Source organism: Streptomyces spongiae, assembly GCF_009377185.1.
Taxonomy (GTDB): Bacteria; Actinomycetota; Actinomycetes; order Streptomycetales; family Streptomycetaceae; genus Streptomyces; species Streptomyces spongiae.
In genome coordinates, this window is the sequence record NZ_VJZC01000183.1 from 1 (window position 1) to 16,543 (window position 16,543).

A 16,543-nucleotide genomic window follows, 5' to 3' on the forward strand; every position below is an offset into this window, starting at 1 on the left:
AAGAGACAGCGGCGTGGCCGACCAAGGTCACGGTCATGGGAAGAACCTCCCGGATTGTCCGTTGCCTACCTCAGAACGCGGATGGTGGCTGGATATGGCCCCTACACGGAACCATGGGTGACGGATTCAGGAAACCCCTGCTCGGGGCCCCGGCGGGTAGCCCCCGGCTGGGAATGCCCCGTTTCGGGGGCCAGCCCCCGGACCCCCGCTCCTCAAACGCCGGAGGGGCTGGATGGTGCGGGCCCCCGGCCCAGGTGACCCCAACTCGGCGACCCCCGGCTGGGAGGCCCCCGCTCAGGAGACCCCGGCCAGGAACGACAGGCTCAGCGGGTTGTACAGGTCGGCCTTCTCGTGCTGCGGCCAGTGCCCGCACTCGTTGAAGATCTCAAGCCGGGCACCGGGAATGGCGGTGGCGATGGCCTCGGCCTCCGGGACGTCCCCGAAGGGGTTCTTGTTGGCCCACACCACCAGCGTGGGCGCCTTGATCCTGGCCATGCGGTCCGGCCGGAGCAGGTTGCGTTCGCGGGTCTCCACCTCCTGCAGGGCCAGCAGGTTGTGCAGGTTCCGCTGGAAGTCGGGCTGGTGGTAGATCTCGTACCGCACCTGGGTCAGCTCGTCACCTAGGTCCTCGTCCCACTCGGCCCACAGCAGGCGCAGCCGGTCCCGGGTGAGGGAGATGTCGTCCTCCAGCGCTGCGGCCCGCGTCGAGGTCTTCAGCCGTTCCATCACCGCCGGGTTGACCTTCGTACCGCCCATGCACAGCAGTTGCAGCGAGGCGACGCGGTCCGGGTACTCGCTCGCCGCCCAGGACGACACCCAACCGCCCAGCGACTCACCGACCAGGTGGGCGCGTTCGGCGCCCACGGCGTCGAGGTAGGCCATCAGGTGCTCGACGTACGCGGGGATCTCACCCGGGCGGTCCGGTTTGCCGGTGTAGCCGTGGCCCAGCATGTCGATCGCGTGGCAGCGGTAACGCTCGGCGTGCACCGGGACGTTCTTGACGAACGCCTCCAGGTGGCCGGTCGTGCCGTGCAGGAACACCACGTGCTCGCCGCCCTCGGGGCCCGCCTGCAGCGCGCGGGTCCTGATACCGCCGGCGTCGACGTAGGCGTGCCGGTGGTCGATGCCGGTCAGTTCGGTCCAGATGCTCATGGCTGCCTTTCAGCTGCGGGTGCTGTGTGCGGGGTCGAGGACGCGGGGTCGAGGACGGCGACGCCCATGCCGGTGAGCCACTCGGGCATGGGCTCGTACGCCAGTCGTCGGGCGGGGGCGTGGTCGAGCAGGGCGGCCGTGAGCAGCCAGGTGCGCAGTTCCTGCGCGCCGTTGCCCGCGGTCTTCTCCAGCGCTTCGGTGGTGTACTCCGTGATGCGGTGCGTCTGGCCACGCTCCACCAGGGTCAGGAACTCGTCGTCGAACCCCGGGTTGAGGGCGGCCTCGGCGGCGCGGATGATCTCGCGGCGGCGGGCGTCGTAGTCCTGCCAGTTCTCCCGGCCGTTGAGCCAGCCTCCGACCATGAACTCCTCGTCGTCGCCGTGCGGTTCGCGCCAGTCGGGCCAGGGCAGGCGGTGCGAGAGCCCTCCGGAGCCAACGACCGCGACGCGGCGACCCTCGGGGAAGGCGAGCACGGTCTCGCGGATGGCGTGGCCGAGTTGCTCGCAGCGCTCCAGGGTCGGCAGCGGAGGGGCGAAGACGTTCACGACGAGCGGCACGATCTCCACGTCCAGGCCGTCCAGAAGATACTGGATGGCGTGCGACTGACCGTGGTCGATCTGCAGCCGGGCGGAGAAGGCGACGTCGAAACGCCCGCCCTCCACGAGGGAGTTGGCGATATGCCGGGCCAGCGGGACGTCCACCGGCTGCGGGCCCTTGGGCGTACCGGACTCTCCGCTGGCGACGCACTCCCCCACGCCGATCGTGAAGCTGGGGATCAGGTCCAGCCAGAAGCCGCGGAAGTGGTTGGAGCCGACCAGGATCACCGTGTCGGGGCGGGCCGCGGCGAGTTCGTCGCGGGCCGTGCGCAGCGCGTCGCGGAAGCGTTCGGCGCGGTCCTTGTGGAGGGTCTTCTCCCAGTGGGTGTTCATCAGCGTGCTGTGCGAGGCACCCACGCCCAGGACGATCTCGGTCATACGGCCTCTCCTTCCGCTTCTTCCACTTCTTCCAGTTCGGCGCGGGTGCGGGTGACGGTGTCGACGGCCGTACGGACCAGGTGGCGGGTGAGCTTCTCCATGGCCCGTACCGAGACGGTGTTCATGCCCCGGGCGAAGTCGATGTCGAAGGGCGCCTCGGTCACCTTCGGCATGCCGACCCGTACGGTGGGGATGCCGCGCCCGCGCAGGATGTTGGCGTCGGTGGCACCGCTGTTGCCCCGGACGACCTCGTGCTCGCGTCCCTCGAACGCCTCCCAGCCGGCCGTCGCGCTGCGGCAGATCCAGCTGTCCGGGTCGGTGCGCGTGCCGGGAATGGCGAGGACCATCTCGGCGCTCACGGCGTTCTCCGGCAGCTTGTCCAGGGCGGCGAGGAACTCGCGTTTGGCCTGCATCGGGGTGGTGTCCGGGCCGATGCGCAGGTCCACCATGAGGGTGCAGGCGGCCGGGGTGACGGCGGCCATGCGCGGCCAGCCGCCGCGCACCGAGGAGACGATGCCCTGCGGGGCGACCGTGCCCGAGGTGTGGCGGCCGGCGTACTCGGCGAACCACTCCTCCAGGTGCTGGGCGACCTCACCGGCGCGGGCGATGGCGTTGTCGTACGGGAGCCGGTGGCGGGAGCCCACGTAGGTGTGGATGCCGCGGACGGTGGCCTCGAACCAGACCAGGCCGACCTCGTCCCAGGACACGGTCCAGCCGGGCTTGGCGATGACCGCGTAGTCGGTCCACACGCCCTGCTCCAGCAGGAACGAGCAGCCCACGCCCTGGCCGGTGTGGTGCCTGGGGCCGGGTCGCGCGTTGGTGGGCATGCCGCCCGCGCCGAACGCCGCGACCAGGTCCCCGGTGAGCGGGATGCCCGCGAGGGCGATCGCCTCGGCGGCCATCATCACGCAGGCGGCGTGGCCCTTCGGGTTGGACGCCCCGAGGCCGACGACCAGGTCGTCATGGACGGTGGCCGCGGGGCGCATGTCGTCCCGCAGCTCCGGGCCGATCCAGGGGAGGTCCTCGCTCTCCTCCCCCACGGTCAGGGTGTCGATGGGCGCGTACAGCATGAGGTCGGGGCCGGTGCCGTCGCCGTCGAGGCGGGCGAAGGCGTTCGCCTGGCGGTCGTCGAGCGGCTGCACCGCGGCACGGCATCCCGCCGACTTCAGCGTGTCCGCGATGTGGGCGGCGAGCGGGCCCTCGTCACCGGTGGGGCTCGGGATGTCGACGAGCCCGGTGATCAGTTCGCGCAGGCGGTCCAGGGTGACGTGCTGCCAGGCTTCGGTGGTCCAGCCCTTCCGCTCGGCGTCGAGGCCCGCGAGTCCGTCGCCACTCATTGGTTGATCCTGTGGACCTGGGTCATGGTGGTGCGCGCGAAGCGCTTGGCGGCCTGCGGGAGACCGACGGCGAGCGCGACTCCGGCCAGCAGGGTGAGCAGGGTGCGGCGCACGGTCACGCCTCCTTGTCGCTCGTGGGGTGGGCCCCGGCTTCGCTCGTGGGGTGGGCCCCGGTCGCGGCCAGCTTCTTGCCGTACTCCTCCTCGCTGAGGTTCCGCCAGGCGGTCAGCGAGACGTCGGGGCGGTAGAGCTTCTCCGGAGGTGCGTCGGTGACGTCGACCATCCAGGCGTCCTGGCCGGAGAACTGTCCGTGGAACAGCCAGCGGATGGCGCCCAGGTACTTGGCGTAGAAGCCGAGCGTCTTCCAGCCCTCGGTGAAGTTGACCATCACGCCGACGTAGTTGTGGTGGTCGGCGTCGACGGGGACGTAGAACTCGTAGTGGATGAACTTGGGGTAGACGATCCGCAGCACGCCAGGCATGGACAGGGACGCGAAGCCGGGGAAGTCCTGGGCCTCGATCGTCGGGTTGACGCTGTCCGCCGCGCCGGTGTTGCCGATGTTGAAGGTCTCCTTCGGCGGCTGCATCTTCCACCAGCGTTTGTTGGTCCAGCGGCCCACGCCGGGGAAGTCCGCCTCCCAGTGGACCTCGTCCTGCACACGGAAGATCCAGCGGCCCCTGGGCACGATCCGGGTGATGTTCCAGGTCGGCATCGGCTTGAAGAGGCGCCACAGTGCCGTGCGGTGCAGGTACTTGGCGTGGCCCTCGTCGAAGCCGTTCTCGCAGGCGAAGCGCCAGTTGCCGCCGCGGGGCTCGATCCGGCCGCCCATCACGAAGGCGTTGGAGACGAGTTCCTCGGGGAGTTGTTCGTCGATGGGGTGCGGTTCCTCGTCGGCGAGGGGGATGTAGACCCAGACCATGCCGAGGCGCTCCTCGACCGCGTACGTGCGCACCTCGACCTTGCCGGTCAGCCGGCAGCCCGGTCCGTCGGTGATGACCGCGGCCAGCTTGCCGGTGGGCAGGTCGAAGGTCCAGCCGTGGTACGGGCAGCTGACGGTGCCCGGGAACTGCTGGTTGCCCTCGGAGAGGGGCACCCCGCGGTGGGGGCAGCGGTTGTGCAGCGCGTACGCCTTGCCTCCGTCGCGGATCAGCGTGATCTTCTCACCGCAGATCGTGAAGGGGAGCGGGTTCCCGGTGACCTGGCTGGACCACGTGACCGGGTACCAGTAGCCGCGGAATCCGGTGGCCGCGCCGTCGTAGTGGGGCCACGACGTCCAGTCCTGCCGGCCGGGCTGCCCCTTCTGGGTGCGCGTCGGCCGGCCCCCCTTCCTGGGGGCGAGCGATCCTTCACCCGTCGTCATCGTGCGTGACCTCCTGCCGGCGTCGGTGCGTGGACTTGAGCATCGGGTGACGTGCGGCGCCCGGCCACGGACTCGTTCCGCTGAGCAGACCGCGGGGTGTCGGGAGGGTTGACGCCCGGGGAGGGTGAGGCCGACGGCGTGTGTCCCGCTCAGCGGACCCACATCCATGCGGGCCCGGCGTGCGGCGTTCTACGGTGCGCCAATTCAGGACGACTCCGGTTCCGGACGCGCCTGTCCCCTTCCCGCAGTCGAAAGGATCGTGATGACGAAGGCCATCGAGGCCGACCCGACGTCCGCCCGGGCCGACGGCAGGCGCGGCGCGTCCGTCCGCGTCGACGGGGTCGACATCCGGTTCGGCTCCTTCCACGCCGTACGCGACATCTCCCTCGACATCGCCGCCGGGGAGTTCCTCTGTCTGCTCGGACCGAGCGGCTGCGGCAAGTCCACCCTGCTGTCCGCGCTGGCCGGCTTCGTCCGGCCGTACCAGGGCAGCCTCACCGTCGACGGCTCGCCCGTCACCGGCCCCGACCCTGACCTCGGCATGGTGTTCCAGAGCAGCGAGGCGCTCTTCGACTGGCTGACCGTCGGGCAGAACGTGGCGTTCGGGCCGCGGATGCGCGGCAGGTCGCGGGCCGAGCAGTCGGCGCTGGCCGACGAGTACCTGGGCCTGGTGGGGTTGCGGCACTGTGCCGGCCGGTTCCCCGGGCAGCTGTCGGGCGGGATGCGGCAGCGGGTGCAGATCGCGCGCGTGCTGGCGAACCAGCCGCGGGTCGTGCTCATGGACGAGCCGTTCGGCGCGCTCGACGCACAGACCCGGCAGGTGATGCAGGAGGAGATGACCCGCATCCGGCAGGCCACGGGCTGCACCGTCGTGTTCGTCACCCACGACATCGACGAGGCGATCCTGCTGGCCGACCGCGTCGCCGTGATGACGGCGGGACCGGCCGCCTCGATCAAGGCCGTCTACCCGGTGGACCTGCCCGGACCACGGGACGCGTCGGCCCCGGAGGCCGCGGAACTGCGGCGCGCCCTGCGGCAGGACATCGGCGAAGAGGTACGCAAGGCCCTGCGCGACCAGGGCCTCGACCCGGAGCTCGGCACGGATCTCGGCGCAGAAGTCGGCACGGGACTCGGCACCAAGCTCGGCGCGGATCTCGGCACGGAGGAGGACCGATGACCACGGTGACCGTCGACGCCACCCCGAAGCCACGCGTCGAGCGCCGCGCGTCCCGAGCCGCCCGGCTCGGCCTGCGCACCCTCGCCCTGTACGCGGTGTCCGTCCTCATCGGCATCGGCATCTGGCAGCTGCTGGCGATGCGCTACGGCGCCTCGCTCGTGGCCTCGCCCAGTCAGACCCTGTCCGCCGCGGGCGAGCTCGCGCGCGAGGGCACGCTCACCAACTCGATCCTCGCCTCCAGCCGCCGGATCCTGATCGGCTGGGGACTCGGCCTCGCGGTGGGCGTCCCTGCGGGCCTGTTCATCGGGCAGATCAAGGTCGTGCGGCAACTCCTCGAACCGTACATCGAGTTCTTCCGCTTCATCCCGCCGATCGCGTTCGTGACGCTGGCGGTGGTGTGGCTGGGCATCGGCGAGTCGTCGAAGGTCGTCCTGATCTTCTACACCTCGGTCTTCATCGTCATCCTCAACACCAGTGCCGGGGTGATGGCGGTGAGCGAGTCGAAACTGCGCGCCGCGGCGAGCCTGGGCGCGAACCGGCGGCAGATCCTGCGCGGGGTCGTGCTGCCGTCCACGGTGCCGTACATCATCACCGGGGCGCGGCTCGCGATGGGCAACAGCTTCCTGACCATCGTCTCCGCCGAGATCGTCGCCGCCCAGGTCGGTCTCGGCGCGCTGATCTGGACCTCCCGCAACTACGGCCGCATCGACTGGGTCTTCGTGGGGATCATCACCCTGGGTGTCCTCGGGTTCGTGTTCGACCGTGTGCTGCGGATCGTGGCGTCCCGCGTCCTGCGTCGGTACGGAGTGAAGCTGTGAGCGGTGAGATGTCACGTGCGCTGGTCCTGGAGGAGTTCGGCTCTCTCCCCCGGCTGATGGACCGCCCGGTGCCGGAGCCGCGGGCAGGGCACACCCTCGTACGGATGCTGGCGGCGCAGGTCGCGCACCTCGATCTCAACGTCGTCGACGGCGCGTTCGGGATCCTCCCGGACCTCCCGGCGGTGCCCGGCACCAACGGATGCGGTGTCGTACTGGCCTCGGACAGTCATCCCGAGGGCGCCCTGGTCAGGGTCAACGGCAAGGGGCTCGGGCTGCGCCGTGACGGCTGCTGGAGGGACCACGCCGTCGTACCCGACGCGGCCGTGACCGCCGTACCGGACGGCACCGATCCCGCCCTGGCCTGCTCCTTCTTCACTCCGGCCGGTACGGCGTGGGCAGCGGTGCATGACGTGGCCGCCGTGCGGCCCGGCGAGCGGGTCCTGGTGACCGGGGCCTCGGGCGCGGTCGGCGCGCTGACCGTGCAGCTCGCCGCGCGGGCCGGGGCCGAGGTGATCGGTGTGGTGGGCCGCCCGGCCAAGCTCGCCCACGTCCCGGCGCCCGCCAAGGCCGTGCTGGCGGCCGAGTTGTCGCCGGATGCGGTCGGCGGGCAGATCGACGCGCTCATCGACACGGTGGGCGGGCTGGTGCTGAGGGACTGTCTGGGCCTGGTCCGCCCGCGCGGACGCGCCGCCCTCGTCGGCTACACCGCCGGCCGCGAGCTCACCCTGGACCTCGCGGACTGGCTCCTGGCCGACGTGGCCCTGCTGCCCGTGAACCTGATGAACCGGGGCGGGGAAGTCGCCGCGGACGTCGAGGGGCTGCAGGCCGATCTCACGTCGGGCGAGCTGACCCTGCCGATCGAGCGCCACGCACCCGACCGGCTCGCCGAGGCCGTACGACGGCTGCGTACGGGCGAGGCGATCGGCAGGGTCGTCCTGGACCTGTCGTGAATCCAGCCATGGGGTCCGGCATGAAGCAGCTCACCGGCCCGCTGAGCGGACCGAACCGCTTCGGCCGGACCCCTCCCACCCGCCACCATCCGGCTATGGATCTCATGGACATTCAGGCGCCGCCGCAGGGCGCCTACGCGGAGGCGGACGGCGTCAAGTACCACTACATCGAGCTGGGCGAGGGCAGCCCCACCGTCTTCCTGCACGGGGGCGGTCCGGGCTGCACCGGCTGGTCGGACTTCGGACAGGTGGCCCCCCTGTTCGCCGAGGACCGCCGCTGTCTCCTGGTCGACATCCTGCAGTACGGCAAGTCGGCGAAGCCCGTCATCGAGGGCCCGATGTGGGACTACCACGCGGCCAGGACCGTGGCGCTGATGGACGCTCTCGGCATCGAGCGCGCCGACTTCGTCTGCAACTCCTGGGGCGGGACGATCGCCCTCAACCTGGCCGCAAAGTACCCCGAGCGCGTCCGGTCCCTGGTCATCACCGGCAGCATGCCCGTCTTCCACGGCCCGCTCGCCCCGCTGCCCGAGGGCGGACGGCGCGGACGCAACGCGCGCGACGTGTACTACGGCGGTGACGGCCCGTCCCGGGAGAAGATGCGGGCCCTGATGGCGCGTCTGGAGTGGTACGACCCGGACGCCATCCCCGAGGGCACCGTGACGCTGCGGTACGAGCAGAGCCTCGACCCCGAGGAGACCGCGCTCGCCGGTGCCTCGGACAACCCGCGCGGCGACTGGCAGGACCTGTCCGCCGAACTCGGACTCATCCAGGCCCCCACCCTCTTCTTCTGGGGGATGTACGACGCCTTCCTGACCCCGGACTATCCGTTGATGCTGGCCCGTATGGTCCCGCGGGGCAGTCTGCACGTGATGGACCAGGCGTCGCACCACCCCCAGGAAGAGCGGCCGTACGACTACTTCAGCGTGGTCAGCGGCTTCCTGAACCAGCGACACGACCAGCGGCACGGCTGACGGCGAGCGGAGGACACGTGAGCGCATCGATCCCCCGGGTCGTCGAACTGACCAGCCCGTTCACGCGTTTCGCGGGCCGGCTGCTGGTCGGACTCGGCTACGAGGTGGTCCTGGTGGAACCCCCCGGCGGCGCCCCCGACCGGCACGAGGACGACGCCTTCGTCCACTGGCACGCGGGGAAGCGCTCGGTGAGCCTGGCCCCTTCGGACGACGCGGGGTTGCGCCGTCTGCTGACGGGCGCCGACATCCTGCTGGACGGTACGCCGGAGGGTGCCGGGCGGGCCGCCGAGGGCCTCGACCACCTGGTCCATGTGCGCGTCACGCCGTTCGGGCTGGTCGGTCCCCGTTCCGACTGGCAGGGCACCGATCTGGTGGTGGCCGCGCTGGGCGGCATGCTGGCGCAGGTCGGCGATCCCGACGGTCCGCCCCTGCGTCTGCCGGAGAACCAGGCGGAGCACCTGGCGGGCGTCCACGCGGCGATCGCCGCCCTGCTGGGTCTACGGGCCCGTCGCCGGGGGCGGGGGCAGCTGATCGACGTGTCCGCGCAGGCGTGCGTCGCGGCCGCTCTGGAGGCGGGCACGCTCGCCTACCTGCACGAGGACCGGGTGCCGCCGCGGCCGGGGAGCGTTCATCCCCTCGTTCCGCACGGCCTGTTCCGGGCCGCCGACGGCCACCTGGGCGGTGGGCTCGGCGGCAGCCCCCGTATGTGGGACGCGCTGCTGGCCTGGCTGTGCGAGGAGGGGGCGCAGGCCGATCTGGCCGAGCCGCGCTGGCAGGACCCCGTCGAGCGCAAGGAGCACCAGGAGCACGTCTTCAAGGTCGTCCAGGACTTCGTGGGCACCTGGCCGAAGGCCGAGTTCGCGGAGCGGGCCCAGGCCCGGAAGCTGCCCTGGGCGGCCGTCGACCTGCCGTACGAACTGCCCGACAACCCCCAGCTCACCGCGCGGAACTTCTTCACCCGCGTCGGGGACCGCACCGACCTCGGCTTCCCGTTCGCGTTCCCGGAAGGCCGCAGGGTGACCTCGCTGTCGGTGCCCGGCCCCGGCGCCGACCAGTCGCTGCTCGACGAGGACCGTCCCGTGCCGCCGGCCGGGGGCGCCTCCCCCGCCGTACCCGCTGTACCCGCTGTACCCGCCCTGGACGGGGTACGCGTCCTCGACCTGACCTGGGTGCTCGCGGGCCCGTACTGCACGAAGGTGCTGGCCGACCACGGCGCTGACGTCATCAAGGTCGAGTCGCTGTCCCGACCCGACCCCACGCGTTTCGCGCCGTTCATGCACCTGTCCCGCGGCCCCCACACCGACCCGAACACCAACGGCTACTTCAACGAGGTCAACCGCAACAAACGCAGCATCGCCCTCGACACGCGGACCGAGGAAGGCGTTGCCGTGCTCCGGGACCTCATCGCCTCCTGCGACGTCCTCGTGGAGAACTTCAGCGCCACGGTCATGACCCGGCTCGGCCTCGGCTTCGACACGCTGCGGGAGATCAACCCGGGTCTCGTCTACGTGAGCATGTCGGGCATGGGGCACACGGGACCGCGTGCCGGCTGGGTGTCGTACGCGGACACCGTCTCGGCGGCCTCCGGGCTGACCGGCCTGACCGGCTGGGGACCGGACGACGTGGTCGGTGTGATCTACGGGCACGGCGACATCGTGGCCGGGCTCCAGGCCGCGCTGGCCACGCTCGCCGCGCTGGAGCACCGGGCGGAGACCGGCCGCGGGCAGCACATCGATCTGTCCCAACTGGAGGCGATCGCCGCGCACATGGGCACGAGCCTGCTCACCGCGTCCCAGTCGCCCGCGGGCAACGCGCACCCCCGTTGGAGCCCTCAGGGGGTGTACCGGTGCCTCGGCGCGGACCGCTGGCTGGCCGTGAGCGTGCGCTCGGACGAGGAGTGGACGGCACTGTGCCGGGTGATCGGCCGTCCGGAACTGACCGTGCGGTTGCGGACGGCGGATGACCGCAGGCGGGAGGCCGCGCTGGTGGACGGCGCGCTCGGCACATGGGCGCGGGGCCTGCCCGCCGACCTGGCCGCGGAGTCGCTCCAGAAGGAGGGTGTCCCGGCCGGGGCGGTGCAGGACGGCCGCGAACTGGTCGAGCACGACCCGCAGTTGAGGGCGCGTGGCTTCTACGTCCACCTGGAGCACCCGGCCGCGGGCCCTTTCCTCCACGAGGGCGTGCCCGTCCGGCTCACCGGCACACCGGGCTCGGTCCGCCGCCCCGCGCCCCTGCTGGGTGCCGACACCGACGAGGTGCTGCGCGATGTGGCGGGTCTGTCCGCGGCGCGGCTTCGCCACCTGCACGAGGCGGGCATCCTGCGGTGAGCGACCTGACCGTGCCGGGGCTGGTCGAGGCGGCGGCCGAGAGGTTCGGTGACCGGGTCTTCCTGCGCGTGGGCGACACCACGCGCACGTACGCGCAGACACGCGAGGCCACGGCCACGATGGCGGCGGCACTCGCGGCGCGCGGCTGTCGGCCGGGCGACCGCGTCGCCGCGCTGCTGTCCAACCGGATCGAACTGGTCGATCTGGTCCTCGGTTGCGCCTGGCTCGGCGCGGTGGCGGTGCCGTTGAACACGGGGCTGCGCGGCGGCTCCCTGCGGCAGGTGCTGAACGCGGCCCGGCCTCAATTCCTGTACGCGGAGGCCGAGTTGGCCCAGTACGCCATCGAGGCCGGGCATCGCGGGGGCGTGTGGAGGGTGGGCGGCGAGGACGTCCCGTGCCCGGGAACCGCCGCGGCCGTGCCTCCCGCTCCCGTCTGTCCGCAGGACACCGCCGCTGTCCTCTTCACCTCGGGCACGACGGGAGGGTCACGCGGAGTCCGCTGCCCACAGGCCCAGTTCGTCCACTGGGGCCGCAACGTCTCCTCCGCCCTGCGCCTGACCGCCGACGACGTCCTGTTCACCTGTCTCCCGCTGTTCCACACCAACGCCCTCAACATGCTCGCCCAGGCGATGACGGTGGGCGCGGGCTGCGTCGTCACCGGGCGTTTCTCCGCCTCGCGCTACTGGTCGCAGGTGGCCGACTCCGGCGCCACGGTCGTCTATCTGCTCGGCGCCATGGTGCCCATGCTGCTCGCGCAGCCGCCCGGCCCGCATGACCGTGCGCACCGGGCGACACGCAGCCTCGCGCCTGCCGCCCCCGGGCCCCTGTGGGAGGACTTCCGTGAGCGCTTCGGCGTCACCCTGGTCGACGGTTTCGGCTCGACGGAGACGAACCTCGTCATCGGCATGACGCCGGAGGAGAGCCGGCCCGGCTACATGGGCACCGTCCGGCCGGGCTTCTCGGCGCGCGTCGTCGACGAGGCACTCGCTCCCGTCACCGACGGAACGCCCGGCGAACTCCTGGTACGCAGCCGTCAGCCCTACGCCTTCGCCACCGGCTACCTCGGAGACCCCGAGCCGGCGCCCGGCTCCTGGCGCCGTACCGGCGACCGTGTGGTCCGCGAACCCGACGGCTGGTTCCGGTTCGTCGACCGCGTCAAGGACGTCATCCGGCGCCGCGGCGAGAACATCTCCTCGTCCGAGGTGGAATCGGTGGTCCGCTCCCATCCGGCGGTCGACGCGGCGGCGGTCTTCCCCGTGAGTTCCGAGCTGGCCGAGGACGAGGTCATGGTCGCCGTCGTCGTCCGGGAGGGCTGCCTGCTGGACCCTCAGGACCTGGCCCGGCACTGCGCCCGTGACCTGCCCGCCTTCGCCGTGCCCCGCTATGTGGAGACGTTCGCGGCCCTGCCGCTCACCGAGACCGGCAAGGTCCGCAAGGCCGCGCTGCGCGAGCGCGGCGTCACCTCCCGCACCTGGGACCGTGCCGCCGTCACGCCCCCTTCAGCGCCATCGGCAGCGAGCTGATCCCGCTGAGGAAGTTGGAGTAGACGGGCCGCGCCGGGCCGGTCTGTTCCAGTTCCGCCACCAGGTCGCGCAAGCCGGCCAGTACGGCGCCGATCTCCGCCCGGGCCAGGTAGGCGCCGAGGCAGAAGTGCGGTCCGTACGCGAAGGTGATGTGCTTGTTGGGGGTCCGGTCCAGGCGCAGCCGGTCGGGGTCGTCGAAGACCCGCTCGTCGCGGTTGGCGGAGGCGTTCCAGACGGTGACGACGGCTCCGTTCGTGATCGCCCGGCCGCCGATCTCGGTGTCGGTGGTCGCGGTACGGCCCGAGTGCAGCGCGGGGGTCGTCCAGCGGAGGATCTCCTCCACGGCGGTGTCGATGCCGGTGTCGCCCCGCTGGAGCGCCCGCCACTGGTCGGGGTGGTCCAGGAGGGCGTGGGCGGCGCCGACCATGGACAGCCGGGCCGTCTCGTCGCCGCCGAGGATCAGGCTGTAGCAGTTGAGCATGATCTCGTCGTCGTCCAGTGGCAGCCCGTTCACACGGCTGCCCGCGAGCAGCGCGATGACGTCCGCGTGCCCGCTCTCCCGCCGGTCGCGGGCGAGGTTCGCGAAGTACAGGAGGATCTCGCTCTTGGCGATCCACGCGTCGGCCGCCGTGCTGTCCGCGTCGTGCGAGCCCAGCGCCGAGGAGGTCAGGCTGAGCACGTGGGCCCGGTCGCTGTCGGGCACTCCGAGCAGGTCGCAGATGGCGCCGAGCGGGATACCGGCCGCCACGTCGACCGCGAAGTCGCAGGTGCCCTTCTCGATCGCGTCCCGCAGCAGCCGTTCCACCGTGCGCCGCACACTGGCCACGATCGGCTCCAGGGCCCGCGGGGTGAACGCCGACATCAGGACGCGGCGCAGCCCGGTGTGCCGCTCCCCGTCGGTGATGGCGAGCATGCGGCCGGCCGCGGAGTCGCCGCCCGCGAGCAGGGTCTCCAGGACGTTGCCGCCCTCCGAGGTGAAGCGGGTGCTGTCGCGGTACACGGAGGTGACGTCGGCGTGCCGGGTCACCACCCAGAAGCCGGGGGCGGAGCCGGTCGCCGGGTTCCAGTGGACCGGTTCGTGCTCCCGCAGATGGCGCCACACCGCGGACAGGTCGCTTTCGGCGTGCAGCCGCGGATCGGCCAGGTCCAGCGTGTCGAGCTCCTCGGGAGCGATCGTCCGCCGCGTGGTCATTGGCTTTCCTTCCGGGATTCCGGGATTCCGGGGATTACTGGAGTTCGTTACTCGCCCATGGCCCGGATCAGGCTCTTGGGACGCATGTCGGTCCAGTGCTGCTCGACGTAGTCCAGGCAGGACTGGCGGCTCGCGCGGCCGTGGACGACGGTCCAGCCCGCGGGGACCGCGGCGAAGGCGGGCCACAGCGAGTGCTGGCCCTCGTCGTTCACCAGGACCAGGTGCTCCAGGGTGTCGTCGTCGAACGGGTTGGTGGTCATGAGCGGTCGCTCCTGTCAGTTGGGGTTCGGGGTACGGAGTTCGTCGGGGGTTCAGGTGGTACGGAGCCGTCGGTCGAGCACGGGCCCGATCCGGTCCAGCGCCGTGGGTCGGGTCATCTCGCCGTGGGCGCACGGGATGTCGTGGTGGTCGACGCGGCCGTCGACGTACGGCTGCCAGGCGGCGTACCGGTCGGGGTGCGCGTCCGGATCCTGCGCCGCGCTGAAGAACAGCAGGTCGCCGTGGTAGGGCGCGGGGGCGAACTCCTCCAGCAGACGCCGGTTGTTGGCCGTCACCTCGACCAGGGCGGCGAGTTCGGCGTCGTCGAGGCTGCCCGGCAGGTCGGCCACGCTGCGTACGAGCTCCGCGAACCGGGCGTCGGTCAGGTCGTCGTCGTCCGGTGGCGCCGACCGACCCAGGATGGTCAGCAGGCCGCGCAGCACGGCCGGCCGGTCGCCCGGGCGCGGGCCCTGACTCGTCCATGCCCCGGGGAAGGAGTCCAGCATCGCCAGCAGCGCGACCCGCTCCCCCGCCGCCTGGAGTGCCGTGGCGACACCGTGGGCGACGAGACCGCCCATGGAGTAGCCCAGCAGGTGGTACAGCCCCTGGGGTTGGACCTCGCGGATCCGGGCCGTGTGCTCGGCGACCGCCTCCGCCAGGCTCATCGCCACCCGCTCGCCCGGCACCAGACCGCGGGACTGCAGCCCGTACAGCGGCCGGTCCACGTCGAGGTGGCGGGCGAGTCCGGCGAAGCCCCAGGCCAGCCCGGAGGCGGGCGGGAGGCAGAACAGCGGCTCGCGCTCCCCGCGGGTGCGCAGCGGGAGCAGGACGTCCAGGGCCGCCGTGCCGGGTGTACCGGCGCCGCTCAGCCGCCGCGCCAGCCCGGCCACGGTCGGCGTGGCGAAGACGGCCCGCACGGGCAGGTCACCGCCGAGTTCGTTGCGGATCCTCGTGGTCAGCCGGGGGACCAGCAGCGAGTGCCCGCCGAGGTCGAAGAAGCTGTCGTGGACGCCGACGCGGAACGGTTCGAGACCGAGGACGTCGGCGACGATCGCGCGCAGCGCGGACTCCTGCTCGGTGCGCGGGGAGCTGTGCGCCGGAGCCGGAGCGTCGGGCGCTGGCAGCGCCGTACGGTCCAGCTTGCCGCTGACGGTCAGCGGCAGCCGGTCGAGGACGACGATCGCCGAGGGGACCATGTGGGCGGGCAGGGCGCGGGCCAGGTGTGCGCGCAACAGGGCCGGCTCGGCGGCTGTCACGGCTGTCACGGCGGCTGTCACGGCGTAGGCGACCAATTGTTGGTCGCCCCGGCCGTCCTCGCGTACGGCGGCCGCCGCCTGCGCCACGTCCGGGTGTGCCGCCAACACGGCTTCGATCTCGCCGAGTTCGACACGGAAGCCGCGGACCTTCACCTGGTGGTCGGCCCGGCCGAGGAAGCGCAGCCCGCCGTCGGAGCCGCGCACGGCGAGGTCGCCCGTCCGGTACATCCGCTCCCCCGGACCACCGAACGGGTCGGCGACGAACCGTCCGGCTGTCAGCCCGGAGCGCCCCAGGTAGCCGCGGGCCGGTCCGCCGCCCGCCAGGTACACCTCTCCCGTCACCCCCTCGGGCACGGGGTGCAGGGCCTGGTCGAGGAGGTACAGGCGGTTGCGGGCGAGGGGGCGGCCGAGGGGCGGCGGGCCGTCCTTGCTGTAGGGGTCGAGGTCGGACTGCCAGGCGGTGGCGTAGATGGTCGCCTCGGTGGGCCCGTAGAAGTTGATGATCCGCGCTTCGGGGAAGGCTGCTTCGAGGTCGGCGAGAAGTTGTTCGGGGACGGGTTCGCCACCCAGCGCGACGACACGGGGGGACACTTCGGCGTGGTCGGCGACGACCGAGCTCATGACCGACGGCACCCCGCTGATCAGGCTCGCGCCCCGGCTGCCCTCGGTGGTGAGCGCCAGCAGGCTGTCGACGATCTCGATCCGGCCGCCGCACAACAGCGGGGAGAAGATCTCGAACACGGACACGTCGAAGTTGAGCGAGGTGGAGAACAGCACCCTGGCCAGTCGCTCCGGGCCGAGCGCGGCATGCGTCCACTCCACGAACTCGACGATGCCGCGGTGGGTTTCCGACACTCCCTTGGGCCGCCCGGTGGAGCCGGAGGTGTAGGTGACGCAGGCGATGTTGTCGGGTGACAACGCCGGTGCGAGCAACGGTTCCTGATGTTGTGTCACTTCAGGACCGACGATCACTGTTCCTTCGGGCAACAGCGCGCCCGTCCCGGCGGTGGCGAGGACGGCGACCGGCCGGGCGTCGTCGACGAGGTACGCGAGCCGGTCGGGCGGATAGGCGGGGTCGAGGGGGAGGTAGGCCGCGCCGGACTTCAGGACGCCGAGGACGGCGGCGACCAGGTCCGCGGTACGGGGCAGGGCGATACCGACGACGCCCTCGGGTCCGGCCCCCAGCGATCGCAGCCGACGGGCCACCTGCTCGGCCCGGTCGTCGAGTTCGCGGTAGGTGAGGGT

The 16,543-nt window shown here is 71.9% G+C and carries 13 protein-coding genes; 6 read left to right on the forward strand and 7 right to left on the reverse strand.

Going from position 1 to position 16,543, the window contains the following annotated elements; genetic code table 11:
* Positions 1–294: 294 nt before the first annotated feature.
* From FNH08_RS23640 to FNH08_RS23655, 4 genes are all read right to left on the reverse strand, one after another.
* On the reverse strand, positions 295–1,152 hold the full coding sequence (locus FNH08_RS23640; protein WP_152773544.1) for an alpha/beta fold hydrolase: 858 nt from the start codon (positions 1,150–1,152) through the stop codon (positions 295–297).
* The gene (locus FNH08_RS23645) at positions 1,149–2,126 is read right to left on the reverse strand and encodes a DODA-type extradiol aromatic ring-opening family dioxygenase (RefSeq protein ID WP_152773545.1); all 978 of its coding nucleotides are present in this window, start codon (positions 2,124–2,126) and stop codon (positions 1,149–1,151) included. The genes FNH08_RS23640 and FNH08_RS23645 overlap by 4 nt, the downstream gene beginning before the upstream one ends.
* Positions 2,123–3,463, reverse strand: a complete 1,341-nt coding sequence (locus FNH08_RS23650) for a M20 family metallopeptidase (protein ID WP_152773546.1) — start codon at positions 3,461–3,463, stop codon at positions 2,123–2,125. Before FNH08_RS23650 ends, FNH08_RS23645 begins: the two co-directional genes overlap by 4 nt.
* 115 nt (positions 3,464–3,578) lie before the next feature.
* Positions 3,579–4,823, reverse strand: coding sequence for an aromatic ring-hydroxylating oxygenase subunit alpha (locus tag FNH08_RS23655; RefSeq protein WP_228034300.1), 1,245 nt, complete (start codon positions 4,821–4,823; stop codon positions 3,579–3,581).
* Positions 4,824–5,085: 262 nt separating this feature from the next.
* Here FNH08_RS23655 and FNH08_RS23660 point away from each other — a divergent pair, with 262 nt between their 5' ends.
* The 6 genes from FNH08_RS23660 (at position 5,086) to FNH08_RS23685 (ending at position 12,592) form a co-directional block, all read left to right on the forward strand.
* Positions 5,086–6,000 carry an ABC transporter ATP-binding protein gene (locus FNH08_RS23660; RefSeq protein WP_152773547.1) on the forward strand — a complete coding sequence of 305 codons (915 nt, stop codon included), beginning with the start codon at positions 5,086–5,088 and terminating at the stop codon, positions 5,998–6,000.
* Complete coding sequence (locus FNH08_RS23665; RefSeq protein WP_152773548.1) at positions 5,997–6,818, forward strand: ABC transporter permease; 822 nt, start codon at positions 5,997–5,999, stop codon at positions 6,816–6,818. The genes FNH08_RS23660 and FNH08_RS23665 overlap by 4 nt, the downstream gene beginning before the upstream one ends.
* Positions 6,815–7,768: a quinone oxidoreductase family protein gene (locus FNH08_RS23670; RefSeq protein ID WP_322725201.1), complete on the forward strand. Its 954-nt coding sequence runs from the start codon at positions 6,815–6,817 to the stop codon at positions 7,766–7,768. The genes FNH08_RS23665 and FNH08_RS23670 overlap by 4 nt, the downstream gene beginning before the upstream one ends.
* Positions 7,769–7,863: 95 nt before the next feature.
* Positions 7,864–8,742, forward strand: a complete 879-nt coding sequence (locus FNH08_RS23675; protein ID WP_152773553.1) for an alpha/beta fold hydrolase — start codon at positions 7,864–7,866, stop codon at positions 8,740–8,742.
* A gap of 17 nt (positions 8,743–8,759) precedes the next feature.
* Positions 8,760–11,069: a CaiB/BaiF CoA-transferase family protein gene (locus FNH08_RS23680; protein WP_322725202.1), complete on the forward strand. Its 2,310-nt coding sequence runs from the start codon at positions 8,760–8,762 to the stop codon at positions 11,067–11,069.
* Positions 11,066–12,592 carry an AMP-binding protein gene (locus FNH08_RS23685; RefSeq protein WP_322725203.1) on the forward strand — a complete coding sequence of 509 codons (1,527 nt, stop codon included), beginning with the start codon at positions 11,066–11,068 and terminating at the stop codon, positions 12,590–12,592. The genes FNH08_RS23680 and FNH08_RS23685 overlap by 4 nt, the downstream gene beginning before the upstream one ends.
* On the opposite strand, the gene FNH08_RS23690 is transcribed toward FNH08_RS23685, so the two are convergent.
* The 3 genes from FNH08_RS23690 to FNH08_RS23700 all read right to left on the reverse strand — a co-directional run.
* Positions 12,558–13,784 (reverse strand): cytochrome P450, encoded by a 1,227-nt coding sequence (locus FNH08_RS23690; protein WP_152773549.1) that lies wholly within the window; start codon positions 13,782–13,784, stop codon positions 12,558–12,560. The two genes, FNH08_RS23685 and FNH08_RS23690, sit on opposite strands and share 35 nt — an antisense overlap.
* 47 nt (positions 13,785–13,831) lie before the next feature.
* Complete coding sequence (locus FNH08_RS23695) at positions 13,832–14,044, reverse strand: MbtH family protein (protein WP_152773550.1); 213 nt, start codon at positions 14,042–14,044, stop codon at positions 13,832–13,834.
* Between the two features lie 51 nt (positions 14,045–14,095).
* Positions 14,096–16,543 (reverse strand): amino acid adenylation domain-containing protein (locus FNH08_RS23700; protein WP_152773551.1); only part of this gene is annotated, 2,448 nt, incomplete at its 5' end.